Below are 16,551 nucleotides of genomic sequence, written 5' to 3' on the forward strand. Positions count from 1 at the left end.
GCGGCGCGTGATGCGCCGCTTTCTTCGCTTGCATCGTCTTGCCCTGTAGGCAAGGCTACGCAACGGGGTGAAATTTCCTATGAGTCGAAACGTTTTTACCTACATGACGGTGGCGTGGCTGATGGCGGCGCTGATGATGATTTCAGGAGAGACAAGCATGGCAAGCAGCCTCAGGCTCGAAGAACCTTCGGTATTTGCCGGTCAGTGGCAGGCGACGCTGAGCGCTAGCAATGACAGCGCTGAAGCGCAAAAACTGCAGGATAAACCGTCGAATACCTGCGCTGTCGATCTGCAATCCAACCAGACGATTGGTAAAGGCGCTGACTGCCTGGGGGCATGGCTTGAAGAGGCACCGATTGGCTGGTTTCCCGAACCGGACGGTATTTCGATGACTGGTAAAGAGGGCTCAAGAATCCAGTTCTTCAGCCGACAACGTGACGGGCTTTATCTGGCAACTTTGAAGTCAGGTCTGAAAATTACCCTGGAGCGCGTTGCGCAACAGTCGTAAAGATCTATCAGACGACAAGGTTTTAATATAAAGCCTCACTGTCAGGTTATAAGCGGCATGTTCAATCTCAACTGCACCGCATTAGATAGCGCAAGTTGTTATGAATTTGTAAGCGAATACCCTGTAAATATGTTCCGGCGTTGCGCGGATAATCAATTTGAAGTCTCGCCAAAGATTGGCGAGAGTTAGATCTCAGGAATAATCAATGAAGATGGCGAAGGCCCCAGCCACCGCGCCCTTGTTCAAGGCATTGGGTGACTATAAAAGCATTCTGATCAGCGTCGGATGCTTTACGGCACTGATTAACGTGCTGATGCTGGTGCCCTCGATTTATATGCTCCAGGTCTATGACCGGGTGCTGTCTTCGCAGAACGAAACCACCCTGGCGATGCTGTCGCTGATGGTTGTCGGCTTTTTTGCCTTTATCGGCCTGCTGGAAGTGGTGCGCAGCTTCATCGTGATCCGCATCGGCAGCCAACTGGAGCGCCGCTTCAACCTGCGGGTGTACCAGGCGGCGTTCGAACGCAACCTGTTCAAGGGCGAGGGCAATGCCGGGCAGTCGCTGGGCGACTTGACCCACATTCGCCAATTCGTCACCGGGCCGGCGCTGTTCGCTTTTTTCGATGCGCCGTGGTTTCCGGTGTATCTGTTCGTTATTTACCTGTTCAACGTCTGGCTCGGTGTGCTCGCCACCGCAGGTGCGCTGCTGCTGATCGCCTTGGCGTGCCTCAACGAATACATGACCAAAAAGCCGCTGGGCGAAGCCGCCGGTTTCTCGCAGCAATCCAGCCAGTTGGCCACCAGCCACCTGCACAACGCCGAAACCATTCAGGCGATGGGCATGCTCGGTGCGTTGCGTAAACGCTGGTTCCAGGTGCATTCGCGCTTTCTTGGTTTGCAGAATCAGGCCAGCGACACCGGCGCGGTGATCAGCTCGTTGAGCAAAACCCTGCGTCTGTGCCTGCAATCGCTGGTGCTGGGCCTCGGCGCTTTGCTCGTGATCAAAGGTGACATGACCGCCGGCATGATGATCGCCGGTTCCATCCTGATGGGCCGCGTACTCAGCCCGATCGACCAGTTGATCGCCGTCTGGAAGCAGTGGAGCGGGGCGAAGCTGGCTTACCGTCGTCTCGATGCGTTGCTGCAAGCCTTCCCGCCGAGTGATGACGCGATGGCCCTGCCAGCGCCGAAAGGCCAGATCACCTTCGAGCAAGTCAGTGCCGGCCCCCCTGGGCAACGCGCTGCGACCTTGCACATGGTCAATTTCAATCTGGGTGCGGGTGAAGTGCTGGGTGTGCTCGGTGCGTCCGGTTCCGGTAAATCGACCCTGGCCCGTGTACTGGTCGGCGTGTGGCCGACCCTCGGTGGCACGGTGCGACTGGACGGTGCGGACATCCACCGCTGGAATCGCGATCAACTCGGCCCTTACATTGGCTACCTGCCGCAAGACATCGAACTGTTCAGCGGCAGCATCGCCGAGAACATTGCGCGCTTCAGCGAGGCCGATCCGCAGAAAGTCGTGGCGGCGGCGCAACAGGCTGGCGTTCACGAAATGATCCTGCGCCTGCCGCAAGGTTACGACACGCAGTTGGGCGAGGACGGCAGCGGTTTGTCTGGCGGCCAGAAACAGCGCGTGGCCTTGGCCCGCGCCATGTACGGCACGCCTAGCCTGGTGGTGCTGGATGAACCCAACTCCAACCTCGACACCGTGGGTGAAGCAGCACTGGCCAGCGCTATTGCACAACTCAAGGCCCAAGGCACCACCGTGGTGCTGGTGACACATCGCTCTTCGGTGCTGGCCCAGGCCGACAAATTGCTGGTGCTCAACGAAGGTCGTCTGCAGGCCTTCGGCCCGAGTCAGGACGTGCTCAAGGCGCTGTCCGGCGCCGCCAATGAACAACCACGCGAGAAACCTGCACAAGCACCGGGCGGGCTCAGCATGAGCCGGCAGTATCAGCCCACGACAAGGAATTCCGGTGTATGAGCAGCGCAAACATGAACACTGAAAACGAAGCGAGCATGGAGCACGCGTACATCGCTGAACGCCCGGAACGTGACGCGAAATTCTTCGCGCGCATGGGCTGGATTCTGGCGATTGTCGGCGCGGGCAGTTTCTTCACCTGGGCGGCATTGGCGCCGCTGGATCAAGGCATCCCGGTGCAGGGCACCGTGGTGGTGTCGGGCAAACGCAAAGCCGTGCAGTCGATGAGCAGCGGTGTGGTCAGCCGGATTCTGGTACGCGAAGGCGAGATCGTTAAGCAGGGCCAGCCACTGTTCCGCCTCGATCAGACGCAAGTCGCTGCCGATGTGCAATCGCTGCAGGCGCAGTACCGCATGGCCTGGGCGAGTCTGGCGCGTTGGCAGGCCGAGCGCGACAACCTCAAGCAAGTGACCTTTCCGGCTGAATTGAGCAATGACCCGGATCCGCGATTGGCGTTGGTGCTGGAAGGTCAGCGCCAGTTGTTCAGCAGCCGCCGCGAAGCGTTCTATCGCGAACAGGCCGGACTGCGCGCCAGCATCGAAGGCGCCACCGCGCAACTGGCCGGCATGCGCCGCGCGCGCACCGACCTCAATGCCCAGGCCTCTTCGCTGCAACAACAGTTGAGCAACCTGCAACCGCTGGCCGACAACGGCTACATCCCGCGCAACCGCTTGATGGAATATCAGCGCCAGCTCTCGCAGGTCCAGCAGCAACTGGCGGAAAACACCGGTGAAAGCGGGCGTGTCGAGCAGGGCATTCTTGAATCGCGCCTGAAGCTGCAGCAGCACAGCGAGGAATATCAGAAGGAAGTCCGTACGCAACTGGCCGAGGCGCAGCTCAAAAGCGTCACGCTGTCGGAGCAACTGACCTCCGCCGGTTTCGACCTGCAACACAGCGAGATTGTCGCCACCGCCGACGGCGTGGCGGTCAATCTGGGCGTACACACCGAAGGCGCCGTGGTGCGTCAGGGCGAGACCCTGCTGGAGATCGTTCCGCAAGGCACCACCCTGGAGGTGGAAGGGCACCTGCCGATCAATCTGATCGACAAGGTCGGCCCGCATCTGCCGGTGGACATCCTGTTTACCGCATTCAACCAGAGCAAAACCCCGCGTGTGCCGGGCGAAGTCAGCCTGATTTCCGCCGACCAGATGGTCGATGAAAAAACCGGCGTGCCGTACTACGTATTGCGCAGCAGCGTCAGCGATCAGGCCATGGAAAAACTTCACGGCCTGGTGATCAAGCCCGGCATGCCGGCAGAAATGTTTGTGCGCACCGGCGAGCGTTCGCTCCTCAACTATCTGTTCAAACCGCTGCTCGACCGCGCCAACTCTGCGTTGACCGAAGAATAAGGATGTTCAGCTGTATGAATAAGCTTTGCATGCTCGCGGCAGCACTGACGCTGTTCGCGAGTCACTCAGTCGTAGCGGCCATGGGGCCGTTTGAGATCTACGAACAGGCGTTGCGCAATGACCCGGTGTTCCTCGGCGCAATCAAGGAGCGTGATGCTGGCCTGGAAAACCGCGCCATTGGCCGTGCCGGGCTGCTGCCGCGAATCGGTTACACCTACAACAAGGGCCGTAACTCGTCGAAGGCCACGTCCCTTGATGAACGGGCGCGCAATAAAACCGATGACCGCAATTACAGCAGTTACGGCTCGGCCCTGACCCTGCAACAACCGCTGCTCGATTACGAAGCGTATGCGGCGTATCGCAAGGGCGTGGCGCAGTCGCTGTTCGCCGACGAAAGCTTTCGCGGCAAGAGCCAGGAACTGCTGGTGCGCGTGCTGGATAACTACACCAAAGCCTTGTTTGCCCAGGACCAGATTGATATTGCGCTGGCGAAGAAGAAGGCTTACGAGCAGCAGTTTCAGCAAAACGAACACATGTTCAAGCAGGGTGAAGGCACGCGCACGGACATTCTGGAAGCCGAGTCGCGTTATGAACTGGCGACCGCCGAGGAGATCGAGGCGCGTAACGAGCAGGACGCGGCGCTGCGCGAACTGGGTGCACTGGTCGGCGTGCCGGCCGTGGATATCGGTGATCTGGCGCCGCTGGATCAGAATTTCCAGACCTTCGCACTGCAGCCAGCCAATTTCGATACCTGGCACGAAATGGCGGTCAGCAATAACCCGAATCTGGCCTCGCAACGCCAGGCTGTGGAAGTGGCGCGCTACGAGGTCGAGCGCAACCGCGCCGGGCACTTGCCGAAAATCAATGCCTACGCCTCGATGCGCCAGAACGAATCGGAAAGCGGCAACACCTACAACCAGCGTTACGAAACCAACACCATCGGCCTCGAAGTGAGCGTGCCGTTGTACGCCGGTGGCGGCGTGTCGGCCTCGACCCGTCAGGCCAGCCGCACCATGGAACAGGCCGAGTACGAACTGGACGGCAAGACCCGCGAGACACTGATCGAACTGCGTCGCCAGTTCAGCGCTTGCTTGTCGGGGGTGAATAAATTGCGCGCCTATCAAAAGGCCCTGAGCTCGGCGGAAGCGTTGGTGGTGTCGACCAAGCAAAGCATCCTCGGCGGTGAGCGGACCAACCTCGACGCGTTGAACGCCGAGCAACAACTGTTCACCACCCGCCGCGATCTGGCGCAGGCGCGGTACGACTATTTGATGGCGTGGACCAAGTTGCATTATTACGCCGGCACCTTGAATGAGCAGGATCTGGCGCGGGTGGATGAGGCGTTTGGACAAGGCCCAAAAACTCGATAACACCGAAGATCAAAAGATCGCAGCCTTCGGCAGCTCCTACACGGAGCAGGAAAGTGATTAATCCAGAAATATGCATGCCCCTGTAGGAGCTGCCGAAGGCTGCGATCTTTTGATCTGGCTTTTTGGTTCGCAGCTTTCGGCAGCTCCTACAAAGAGCGCAAACGTGATCAAGCCGGTAACACGCCTACCCCTGTAGGAGCTGCCGAAGGCTGCGATCTTTTGATCTGGCTTTTTGGTTTGCAGCTTTCGGCAACTCCTGAATAAAACAATAAAAGTGAGTAGTGAACATGGACGTACGTATCAAGCCGATTTCGGTTGGCACGCTGTTGCTCGCAGTTTCTATTTCCCAGGCCCATGCCGAGTACCTGGAATCCGGCAAACCCGGTGATCCCGCCAGTTGGCGCAGCGCCGAATTCCAGCGCGATTGGGGCCTTGCGCGCATGCAGGCCGATCAAGCCTACGCCGCTGGCATCACCGGCAAAGGCGTGAAAATCGGTGCGCTCGATTCCGGTTTCGACGCCGCCCATCTCGAATTCGCCACTGAGCGTTACCACCCGGTGCTGGCCAACGGCAGCTATGTCGACGGCTCGCCGTTCAACGTCGACGGCACCCTCAACCCCAACAACGATTCCCACGGCACCCACGTGGTCGGCACCATGGGCGCCTCGCGTGACGGCACCGGCATGCACGGTGTGGCGTACAACGCACAAATCTACGTCGGCAACACCAACAAGAACGACAGTTTCCTGTTCGGCCCCAATCCCGATCCGCGTTATTTCAAAGCGGTATACGACGCATTGGCCGATGCCGGCGTGCGCGCCATCAATAACAGTTGGGGCAGTCAGCCGCCGGATGTCAGCTACCGCACCCTGGCCGATCTGCATGCCGCCTACGCCCAACATTGGAACAAAGGCACCTGGCTCGACGCCGCTGCCGACGTTTCCCATCGCGGGGTCATCAACGTGTTCAGCGCCGGCAACAGCGGTTATCCGAATGCCAGCGTGCGCTCAGCGCTGCCGTACTTTCAGCCGGATCTCGAAGGTCACTGGCTGGCGGTCTCCGGTCTCGATCAGAGCAATCAGCAGAAGTACAACCAGTGCGGCATCGCCAAATACTGGTGCATCACCACGCCGGGCGCGAAGATCGACAGCACCATTCCCGGTGGCGGTTACGCGATCAAGTCCGGCACCTCGATGTCGGCACCGCACGCCACCGGCGCCCTGGCGCTGGTGATGGAACGCTACCCGTACATGAACAATCAGCAGGCGCTCGAAGTGCTGTTGACCACCGCTACGCAACTCGATGGCTCGGTGACGGATGCGCCGACCGAACGGCTCGGCTGGGGCGTGGCCAACCTGAACCGGGCGATGCGCGGGCCCGGGCAATTACTCGGCGCCTTCGACGCCAATCTGGCGGCCGGGCAGAGCGATGTCTGGAGTAACGACATTTCCGACAAGGCGCTGATCCAGCGCCAGAACGAAGACCTCGCCGAACACACTGCCTGGCAGCAAACCCTGCAAGACAAGGGCTGGCAGAACGGTGTTGCGCCGGGTGCCAGCCAGCAGGATCAGACCGACTACGCGGTGGGCATGGCCCGTGATGCGGCCGCCACGGCGCGGGTTTATCAGGGCAGCCTGATCAAGTCCGGGGCAGGGCGCCTGTTTCTCACCGGGGACAACACCTTTCGCGGTCCGACCACAGTCAATGGCGGCTTGCTGAGCGTTAATGGTTCGCTGGCTTCGGCAGTGAACGTCAACGATGGCGGCACCCTTGGCGGCTCCGGGCGAATCGGCTCGCTGACCGCCAACAGCGGCGGGCGTGTGGCGCCGGGCAACTCCATCGGCACCTTGAATGTGGCCGGCGACGTGACCTTCGCGCCAGGCTCGACCTACGCGGTGGAACTGTCACCGAGCAGCAGCGACCAGATTGTTGCCGGTGGCACGGCTACAGTCAGCGGCGCAACCGTCAGCCTGGCGCTGGAAAACAGCCCGACCTTGCTCAGTGCCTCCGAGGCGCAAAGCCTGCTCGGGCGCCAGTACAACATCCTGCAAGCGGCGGGTGGTGTTCAGGGCCGGTTTGGCGCCGTGGTGCCGAATTATCTGTTCATCGGCGGCAGCCTTGATTACGCGGCCAACGGCATTCAACTCAATATCGAACGCAACTCGACCGCTTTCGCCAGCGTCGGCCAAACCCCGAATCAGCGTTCGGTGGCCACGGCTGTCGAAGGCCTCGGCGCAGGCAACTCGGTTTACGAAAGCGTGCTGCTGTCGGCAGACGCAGCTTCCGCGCAACAGGCCTTCCAGCAATTGAGCGGCGAAATCTACCCGGCCGTGAGTTCGATGCTGATCAACGATAGCCGCCAGTTGCGCGATGCCGTCGGTGAGCGCCTGAATGATGCTTCGGCGACGCAAAACAACGGCTGGATCAAGGCCCTCGGCGCGTGGGGCAGCACCGATTCGAGCCATGACACGGCGGGCTACAACACGTCGATTGGCGGCCTGCTGGCCGGTGTCGACGGCGCGCTGGACGAGCAGACCCGCATCGGTCTGCTCACCGGCTACAGCGACAGCTCGCTGAGCATGGGCTCGGGCACGCACTCGTCGGCCAAGGTCGACAGCTATCACCTCGGTGCTTACGCCGGGCATGAGATCGGCGCCTGGCGCCTGAGCACCGGCGCGGCCTACAGCTGGCATCGCGCCGATGTGAAGCGCGATTTGCAATACGGCGACGTCAGCGCCAAACAGAAAGCCAAGGTTGATGCGGCGACGACTCAGGTGTTCGGCGAGGCGGCGTATCGAGTGCAACTGCAACCGCTGGCGCTGGAGCCGTTTGCCAATCTCGCTTACGTGCATGTGGACACCGAAGGCTTCACCGAGAAAGGCGATGCGGCGGCGCTGAAAAGCTCCGGCGATCAGCGTGATGCAGTGCTGAGCACCCTCGGTGTGCGTGCGGTGAAGACGTTCAATCTGTCGACTCGGCAATCACTGGATGTGAGCGGCCATCTGGGCTGGCAGCACAGCCTGAGCGACATCGATTCTGAGCAACACCTGCGCTTTGCCAGCGGTGGCGCGCCTTACAGCGTCGAGAGTTCGGCGCTGGTGCGCGATGCCGCGTTGGTCGGCGTGCAGGCCAGTCTGGCGTTGAGCAAAGACGTGCGCGTGAACCTTGATTACAACGGGCAGTTGGCTAGCCGCGAGAAGAGCCATGGCGTTGGATTGAGCCTGAACTGGCAGTTCTGACCTAACCCCTCAAAAACAGGCAAACCCCTGTAGGAGCTGCCGCAGGCTGCGATCTTTTGATCTTGCTTATAAAAAATCAACATCAAAAGATCGCAGCCTGCGGCAGATCCTACAGGGGGCGCTAGCTGAACGTAGACGGATTTTTCGCAACACAACTAAGGAAGGTCGCAGGATGAAAAACAATAAAACCCCCGCGCAAACGGGTGGCTGCTTTGCCCTGAAAACGCTGACTGGCGCGGTGTTGTGCGCGCTCACCACCTGGGGCACCGCACAGGCCGCGCCCTATGTGGAAAACGGTCGCACGGGCGATGTCGGCAGTTGGCGCAGTGCCGAATTCCAGGCTGACTGGGGCCTGGGCGCAATCGGTGCCGATCACGCCTACGCCGCTGGTTACACCGGTAAAGGCGTGAAACTGGGGATCTTCGATCAACCGGTGTACGCCGCGCATCCGGAGTTTTCCGGCAGCAACAAAGTCGTCACCCTGGTCACCAGCGGCATCCGCGAATACACCGACCCATACATCCCGGTCAAAGCCGGGGACGCGTTCCGTTATGACGGTTCGCCTTCGGTCGGCTCCGACGGCAAACTCGGTGCGCACGGCACCCACGTCGGCGGCATTGCGGCGGGCAGCCGTGACGGCGGGCCGATGCATGGCGTCGCGTTCGGCGCACAAATCATCAGTGCCGACAACGGCGACCCCGGCCCTGAAGACGGCATCGTCCGCGGTAACGACGGCGCCGTGTACAAGGCCGGTTGGGATGCGCTGATCGCCAGTGGCGCGCGGATCATCAACAACAGCTGGGGCATTGGCATCACCGATCGCTTCGACCTCGGTGGCCGCAATCCGGCGTACCCGCACTTCACCGTCAACGACGCGCAGGTGCAATTCAACGAAATCCGCACGCTGCTCGGCACCAAACCCGGCGGCGCCTATGACGGTGCAATTGCCGCAGCACGCAGTGGCATCGTGACGATTTTCGCCGCTGGCAACGACTACAACCTGAACAACCCGGACGCCATCGCCGGCCTCGGTTACTTCGTCCCGGACATCGCGCCTAACTGGATCACCGTCGCCGCGTTACAGCAGAATCCGGACCAGACCAGCGCCAATCCGTACATCATGAGTACGTTCTCATCACGTTGCGGCTACACCGCGAGCTTCTGCGTTTCGGCGCCCGGCACGAAGATCTTCAGTGCGATCATCGAGGGCACCAACGCCGACAACCTGACCACCAGCTACAAAAACTACAACGGCACCTCGATGGCCGCACCGCATGTGGCCGGCTCAATGGCCGTGCTGATGGAACGCTTCCCGTACATGTCCGGCGATCAGGTCGCCAGCGTGTTGCGCACAACCGCAACCGACCTCGGCGCGCCGGGCATCGACGCGTTGTATGGCTGGGGCATGATCAACCTGCGCAAAGGCATCGATGGCCCGGCGATGTTCGTCACCGAGCAGGATATTCCGAGCGAGTTCCGCATCGACGGCGCTTACGGCTCCGGCCAGTTTGTCGCGGACTTGCCGGGTATTGGCGCGATCATCGATCAGGGCAAACCCACCGAGCGCGTGTGCAACGACATCACCTGCGGCCTCGATACCTGGCGCAACGACATTTCCGGCCATGGCGGCCTGACCAAGCAGGGCATCGGCACACTGGTGCTGACCGGCAACAACAGCTACAGCGGCCCGACCCTGGTCAATCAGGGCCGACTCGCTATCAACGGCTCGCTGGCCTCTGCGGTCACGGTGAATGACGGCGGTATCCTCGGCGGCAATGGCCGCATCGGCGCGTTGTCGGTGAACAGTGGCGGTACCGTGGCGCCGGGCAACTCGATCGGCACGATGAACGTCGCCGGTGACGTGACCTTCGCGTCGGGCTCGACTTACGCGGTGGAACTGTCCCCAACCAGCAGCGACCAGATAGTCGCCACCGGTAAAGCCGTAATCGAAGGCGCCACCGTGACCATGGCGCTGGAAAACAGCCCGACACTGCTGACCACTGGCGAAGTGCAAAGCCTGCTCGGTACGCAGTACAACATCCTGCAAGCGGCGGGCGGTATCGAAGGGCGCTTCGGCCAGGTGTTGCCGGATTACGCGTTTCTTGGCGGCACGCTCGCTTACTCGGCGAACGGCATTCAACTGGCGGTGGGGCGTAACGACGCTTCGTTCGCCAGCGTGGGTCTGACGCCGAACCAGCGCGCCGTGGGTGCCGCTGCCGAGCGTCTGGGCGCGGGCAATGCCCTGTTCGAAACCCTGCTGGTGTCACCGACTGCCGCCGTAGCGCAACAAGCGTTTCAGCAGTTGTCCGGCGAGATTCATCCGGCCATCGGCACGATGCTGATCAACGATAGCCGTTACCTGCGCGATGCCGTCGGCGAACGTCTGCGCGAACGTGATCTGTTCGACGCCGGCGCGCCGACGGACGATCGCAGCAACGCCTGGGTCAAGGTGCTGGGCGCGTGGGGCAAGAGCGATGGCGGGCATGAAAATGCCGATTCCAACAGCTCCATCGGTGGCTTGCTGGCCGGCGTCGACGGCTTGATTGCTGAAGATACTCGCCTGGGTTTCGTTACTGGTTATAGCGACAGTTCCCTGAGCATGGGCAGCGGCACGCATTCGTCGGCATCCGTCGACAGCTACCACTTGGGCGCGTACTTGGGCCATGAAATCGACGCACTGCGTCTGACCGTGGGCGGCGCCTATAGCTGGCACCGTATCGATGTGAAACGTGATCTGCAATTCGGCGATGTCAGTGGTAACCAGAAAGTAAAACGCGATGCGAGCACTGCGCAATTGTTCACAGAAGCCGCTTACGATCTGGGCCTGCAACCGATGAACCTGGAGCCGTTCGCCAACCTGGCTTACGTGCACCTCAACAGCGACAGCTTCACCGAGAAGGGTGACGCCGCCGCGCTGAAGGGCGGTGAAGACAATCGCGAAGCGGTGCTGTCGACCCTCGGCGTTCGTGCCAAACGCACGTTTGCCTTGTCGGACAAGCATCAGCTGGAACTGGGCGCAACCCTGGGCTGGCAGCACAACCTGAGCAGCATCGATGCTGAAAACCATTTGGCGTTCGCCAATGGCAACAGCGCGTTCAACGTGCAGAGCGTGTCGCTGGATCGTGATGCTGCGGTGGTCGGCGTGCGCGCCGGTCTCGCGCTCAATCGCGATGTGCGGGTGAACCTGGATTACAACGGGCTGATCGGTTCGAACGAGAAGGACCATGGCGTGGGTCTGACGCTCGACTGGCAGTTCTGATTTCAAGGAAGAGAGAGCACAACATGGGACTGTTTGATTACAAAAATGCCGATGGCAAAGCGTTGTACAGCGATGCCATCGCTCTGACGCTGTATGCCTACACCCCGACCGGCAAGCCATTGCCGGCCGGGGGCTGGGCGCCGGTTACAGCGACGGCGCTGGGCTATCAAGGCAAGGTCGGGCCGCAAGGCACGTTTTTCGGCGAGAAGGATGGCTTCACCAGCGCCGAGGCCGAAGTGCTCGGCAAGTACGATGCGGCCGGCAAACTGATCGGCATCGGCATTGCGTTTCGTGGCACCGGGGGGCTGGGTTACAGCGACACCTTCGGCGACATGAAAAACAATCTGCTGGCCGCCGTCGGTCCTTCGGACTACGCCAGTCAGTACGCGAAAAATGCCTTCGACAATCTGCTCAAGGCTGTTGCGGCGTTCTCCATCGCCCATGGCATTGGCGCCAAGGACGTGTTGATCAGCGGCCACAGCCTCGGCGGGCTTGGCGTCAACAGTGTGGCCGAGTTGAGCGCCGGCAACTGGGGCGGGTTCTTCAAGGACGCCAACTACATCGCCTTCGCCTCGCCGACCCAGAGCAGCACTGGCAACAACGTGCTGAACATCGGTTACGAAAACGATCCGGTGTTCCGCGTGCTCGACGGCACCACGTTCAGCAGCGCATCGATGGGCAAGCACGACAAGCCGCACGATTCGACCACCGACAACATCGTCAACTTCACCGACAACTATGCGTCGACCGCGCAGAACCTGGTGCCGTTCAGCATCGTCAATCCGATGAACTGGTCGGCCCACAGTTCCCTGGGGTATGCCGATGGCTTGAATCGGGTGATCGATTCGAAGTTCTACGGCCTGACCCACAAGGACTCGACGATCATCGTCTCCAACCTTGAGGAGTCGTCCCGGGGTAAAACCTGGGTCGAGGATCTGGGCCGCAGTGGCGAGCCGCACACCGGCAGCACCTTCATCATCGGCACCCAGAGCAACGACTGGCTCAAGGGCGGGGCGGGTAACGACTTCCTTGAGGGCCTGGGCGGTGATGATCGTTTTCGCGATGACGGTGGCTTCAACATCCTGCTCGGCGGCCAGGGCCACAACACCTTCGAGCTGCAGAAGCCGTTGCAGAACTTCAGCTTCGCCAACGACGGTGACGGCACGCTGTATGTGCGCGACGCCTACGGCGGTATCAGCATGACCCGCGACATTGGCGCGCTGGTGAGCAAGGAGTCGGGGTCATGGTGGGGCAGCAAGGAGATTACCTGGGGCGTTACAGCCAAGGGTTTGACCAATGGCAGCGAGCTGACGCAGTACAACCATTCGCTCAGCGGTGATGGCTACGGCAACGCGCTGCACGCCACGGCCGACGGTGACTGGCTGTTTGGCCTGGGTGGCGACGACACGCTGGTCAGCGACAAGGGCCATGTGACCTTCGTCGGTGGCGGCGGTAACGATGTGATGAACGCGGTGGGTGGCAACAATACCTTCCTGTTCAGCGGCGCGTTCGGTTTCGATGCCATCAATGGTTATCAGGGCAGCGACAAACTGCTGTTCATGGGTGTTGAAGGCGCGGGGCAGGGCTACGACTACAAACAGCATGCGTCGCAGGCCGGTGGCGATACCGTGCTGAAGATTGGCGAGTTTGCCGTGACGCTGATCGGTGTGGGAGTGGCTAATCTGTCGGATTCGAGTTTCGTCTTCGCCTAGATTCCCGCAACCGACGCAATTGAAGCAAACAACGCTTCCCCTGTAGGAGCTGCCGCAGGCTGCGATCTTTTGATCTTGTCTTTAAAAAACAAAGTCAAAAGATCGCAGCCTGCGGCAGCTCCTACAGGGGAGCGGTGATCAGGAGGTACAGAGTTTTATTTGAGAAGTGTTGTATCGAAATGCTCCGCGGCGTCCCGCGAGGGGCGCCCCGGCTGTGAGCTATCTCTGACAATTCCAACAAAAAGAGAGGCAATGGCAATGGGTGTGTATGACTACAAAAACTTCGGTACAGCCGATTCCAAGGCGTTGTTCAGTGACGCCATGGCCATCACGCTGTATTCCTATCACAACCTCGATAACGGCTTTGCCAGCGGTTATCAGCACAACGGTTTCGGCCTCGGCCTGCCTGCCACGCTGGTGACCGCGCTGATTGGCGGCACCGATTCGCAAGGCGTCATCCCCGGTATCCCGTGGAATCCCGATTCAGAAAAACTTGCCCTCGAAGCGGTGCAAAAGGCCGGTTGGACGCCGATCACTGCTGCGCAATTGGGCTACGACGGCAAGACTGACGCGCGCGGAACCTTCTTTGGCGAGAAGGCCGGTTACACCAGCGCCCAAGTGGAGATCCTCGGAAAATACGACGCCCAAGGCCATCTCACTGAACTGGGCATTGCATTTCGCGGTACCAGCGGCCCGCGAGAAAACCTGATCCTCGATTCCATCGGCGACGTCATCAACGACCTGCTCGCGGCCTTCGGCCCCAAGGACTACGCCAAGAACTACGTCGGTGAAGCCTTCGGCAATCTGCTCAATGACGTGGTCGCGTTCGCCACGGCAAACGGTCTCAGCGGCAAAGACGTGCTGGTCAGCGGCCACAGCCTCGGTGGATTGGCCGTCAACAGCATGGCGGATTTGAGCGGCGGCAAGTGGGGTGGCTTCTTCAGTGACTCCAACTACATCGCCTACGCTTCGCCCACCCAGAGCAGTACCGACAAGGTGCTCAACGTTGGCTACGAAAACGACCCGGTGTTCCGCGCGCTCGACGGCTCGACCTTCACCGGCGCGTCGATTGGCGTACACGATGCGCCCAAGGACTCCGCCACCGACAACATCGTCAGCTTCAACGATCACTACGCCTCTAACGCCTGGAATGTGTTGCCGTACTCGATCCTGAATATTCCAACCTGGATCTCGCACTTGCCGACTGCGTATGGCGACGGCATGAACCGGATCGTAGAGTCGAAGTTCTACGACCTGACCAGCAAGGACTCGACGATCATCGTCGCCAACCTGTCGGACCCGGCGCGGGCCAACACCTGGGTGCAGGACCTCAACCGCAACGCCGAAACCCACAAGGGCAGCACGTTCATCATCGGCAGCGACGGCAACGACCTGATCCAGGGCGGCAGCGGCCATGACTATCTTGAAGGCCGCGCCGGTAACGACACCTTTCGTGATGGCGGCGGCTATAACGTCATCCTCGGCGGGCAGGGCAGTAACAGCCTCGACTTGCAGAAATCGGTAAACACCTTCGACTTCGCCAATGACGGCGCGGGCAATCTGTACATCCGCGATGGCAACGGTGGGATCAGCATCACCCGCGACATCGGCAGCATTGTTACCAAGGAGCCGGGCTTCCTCTGGGGGCTGTTCAAGGACGATGTGACCCACAGCGTCACGGCCAGCGGTTTGAAGGCTGGCAACAATGTCACGGCGTACGAATCCAGCGTGAAGGGCACCAACGGCGCCGATACGCTCAAGGCGCATGCCAGCGGTGACTGGTTGTTCGGGCTCGATGGCAACGATCATTTGATTGGCGGCGCTGGCAACGACGTGTTTGTCGGTGGCTCCGGTAATGACCTGATGGAATCGGGCGGCGGGGCGGATACGTTCCTGTTCAACGGCGCGTTCGGACAGGATCGGGTGGTGGGGTTCACCGCCAACGACAAACTGGTGTTCCTCGGCGTGCAGGGTGTTTTGCCGAGCGATGACTTCCGTGCTCATGCTTCAGCAGTTGGGCAGGATACGGTGCTGTCGTTCGGTAATGATTCGGTGACGTTGGTGGGAGTGTCGCTGAATAGCTTGAGTGACGATGGGATTGTGATCGCCTGATGTTGATGCGGCGCCTGTAAAGGCAGGCTGGCTTCCACATTTGATCTGTGTCGTTCACACATCCCCTGTGGGAGCTAGCCTGCTAGCGATTGAAGACAACTAGGTATAAAAAGTGACTCATTGGCCATCATCTGACTCTCAACCTGTGCAAAACAGCAAAAGCGGCCTAAAGCCAGCACGTGCACACACGTTCTATAGCTAGCCGCCATTGAGCACAGGAGATTCACACGTGAAAGGTTTCAAAGGGTATGTCGGGATTGTGGGATTGGCGCTGTTCTCGGCCAACACCTGGGCCGATCTGCCTCAAAGCTCGATTCTGAGCCGTTACGGCATCACCACCGATCAATTGCCGAGCCCGGCCAAAAGCGAAATGGTCGAGCCGGTCGAAGAGAAAAGCCGCTTTCAGATCCAGCCTGAACAGCCATTTGTGACCATTCGCCTGGGTGACGGCAAACAGCCGCAAACCACCGGCAACCTGAGCATCGACCGCATGGCCCAGCAGGATCAGGAACGTTGCCAGCGTTTGCAGGGCGAACTGGCCCGGCGTGGCGGGCAGTACTTGCGTTGCGACAACACGATCCCCGGCATGACCCTCGATCAGTAACACCCTAATCCCCTTGTAGGAGCTGCCGAAGGCTGCGATCTTTCGATCTTGATCTTAAAAAAAAGATCAAAAGATCGCAGCCTTCGGCAGCTCCTACACAGGTCGTGTTTCGTCAGTCTTCTTCGCGCACGGTAGCCACTTCCGCCGCGCGTACTTTCACCTTGGCGCCGGAAATATCCTCGAACTCATAGAAGCCGTCCTCGGTTTCGGTCTTCGGCATGTCCTTGGTCAAATACTGGGTGCCGTTTTGCAGGGTGACCACGGTCGGGCTCGCGCAACCGGCCAGAGTCAGCAGGGTCGCTACCGCGAAGGGGATGCCCAGAGTCTTGATTTTCATGCCCATCTCTAATTCCTTAATCCATGTGATTCCGAGCGATGTCGGTGTTCTAACGCGGTTGGTGCCATTCAACCAGAAAA

Annotated in this window: 10 protein-coding genes; 9 read left to right on the top strand and 1 reads right to left on the bottom strand. The window is 60.3% G+C overall.

Annotation, left to right across the window (positions count from 1 at the left end):
• Positions 1–79: 79 nt before the first annotated feature.
• From ICA16_RS03950 to ICA16_RS03990, 9 genes are all read left to right on the top strand, one after another.
• Positions 80–508 (top strand): AprI/Inh family metalloprotease inhibitor, encoded by a 429-nt coding sequence (locus tag ICA16_RS03950; RefSeq protein ID WP_210700171.1) that lies wholly within the window; start codon positions 80–82, stop codon positions 506–508.
• A gap of 205 nt (positions 509–713) precedes the next feature.
• The gene (locus tag ICA16_RS03955; protein ID WP_150615557.1) at positions 714–2,492 is read left to right on the top strand and encodes a type I secretion system permease/ATPase; all 1,779 of its coding nucleotides are present in this window, start codon (positions 714–716) and stop codon (positions 2,490–2,492) included.
• Complete coding sequence (locus ICA16_RS03960) at positions 2,489–3,838, top strand: HlyD family type I secretion periplasmic adaptor subunit (protein WP_150603874.1); 1,350 nt, start codon at positions 2,489–2,491, stop codon at positions 3,836–3,838. The genes ICA16_RS03955 and ICA16_RS03960 overlap by 4 nt, the downstream gene beginning before the upstream one ends.
• Positions 3,839–3,840: 2 nt before the next feature.
• Positions 3,841–5,208, top strand: a complete 1,368-nt coding sequence (locus ICA16_RS03965; protein WP_150615558.1) for a TolC family outer membrane protein — start codon at positions 3,841–3,843, stop codon at positions 5,206–5,208.
• Between the two features lie 287 nt (positions 5,209–5,495).
• On the top strand, positions 5,496–8,447 hold the full coding sequence (gene eprS, locus ICA16_RS03970) for an autotransporter serine peptidase EprS (protein WP_210699978.1): 2,952 nt from the start codon (positions 5,496–5,498) through the stop codon (positions 8,445–8,447).
• Between the two features lie 172 nt (positions 8,448–8,619).
• Complete coding sequence (locus ICA16_RS03975) at positions 8,620–11,706, top strand: autotransporter serine protease (protein ID WP_210699979.1); 3,087 nt, start codon at positions 8,620–8,622, stop codon at positions 11,704–11,706.
• Positions 11,707–11,729: 23 nt separating this feature from the next.
• Positions 11,730–13,418, top strand: coding sequence for a polyurethane esterase (locus ICA16_RS03980; protein ID WP_210699980.1), 1,689 nt, complete (start codon positions 11,730–11,732; stop codon positions 13,416–13,418).
• A 258-nt stretch (positions 13,419–13,676) separates the two neighbouring features.
• On the top strand, positions 13,677–15,530 hold the full coding sequence (locus ICA16_RS03985) for a polyurethane esterase (protein ID WP_210700172.1): 1,854 nt from the start codon (positions 13,677–13,679) through the stop codon (positions 15,528–15,530).
• A 229-nt stretch (positions 15,531–15,759) separates the two neighbouring features.
• Positions 15,760–16,134 (top strand): hypothetical protein, encoded by a 375-nt coding sequence (locus ICA16_RS03990; protein ID WP_150615562.1) that lies wholly within the window; start codon positions 15,760–15,762, stop codon positions 16,132–16,134.
• Between the two features lie 112 nt (positions 16,135–16,246).
• Here the strand turns inward: ICA16_RS03990 and ICA16_RS03995 are convergent, their stop codons facing one another.
• The gene (locus tag ICA16_RS03995; protein ID WP_150603884.1) at positions 16,247–16,471 is read right to left on the bottom strand and encodes a YgdI/YgdR family lipoprotein; all 225 of its coding nucleotides are present in this window, start codon (positions 16,469–16,471) and stop codon (positions 16,247–16,249) included.
• Positions 16,472–16,551: the final 80 nt, after the last annotated feature.

This window comes from Pseudomonas anatoliensis (assembly GCF_017976235.1).
GTDB classification, from domain to species: Bacteria; Pseudomonadota; Gammaproteobacteria; order Pseudomonadales; family Pseudomonadaceae; genus Aquipseudomonas; species Aquipseudomonas anatoliensis.

Excerpts from the sequence above, each read along its gene's own strand:
- ICA16_RS03965 (WP_150615558.1), top strand. The coding sequence starts at position 3,841 with ATGTTCAGCTGTATGAATAAGCTTTGCATGCTCGCGGCAGCACTGACG.
- ICA16_RS03980 (WP_210699980.1), top strand. The coding sequence starts at position 11,730 with ATGGGACTGTTTGATTACAAAAATGCCGATGGCAAAGCGTTGTACAGC.
- eprS (WP_210699978.1), top strand. The coding sequence starts at position 5,496 with ATGGACGTACGTATCAAGCCGATTTCGGTTGGCACGCTGTTGCTCGCA.
- ICA16_RS03955 (WP_150615557.1), top strand. The coding sequence starts at position 714 with ATGAAGATGGCGAAGGCCCCAGCCACCGCGCCCTTGTTCAAGGCATTG.
- ICA16_RS03995 (WP_150603884.1), bottom strand. The coding sequence starts at position 16,471 with ATGAAAATCAAGACTCTGGGCATCCCCTTCGCGGTAGCGACCCTGCTG.
- ICA16_RS03960 (WP_150603874.1), top strand. The coding sequence starts at position 2,489 with ATGAGCAGCGCAAACATGAACACTGAAAACGAAGCGAGCATGGAGCAC.
- ICA16_RS03985 (WP_210700172.1), top strand. The coding sequence starts at position 13,677 with ATGGGTGTGTATGACTACAAAAACTTCGGTACAGCCGATTCCAAGGCG.
- ICA16_RS03950 (WP_210700171.1), top strand. The coding sequence starts at position 80 with ATGAGTCGAAACGTTTTTACCTACATGACGGTGGCGTGGCTGATGGCG.
- ICA16_RS03975 (WP_210699979.1), top strand. The coding sequence starts at position 8,620 with ATGAAAAACAATAAAACCCCCGCGCAAACGGGTGGCTGCTTTGCCCTG.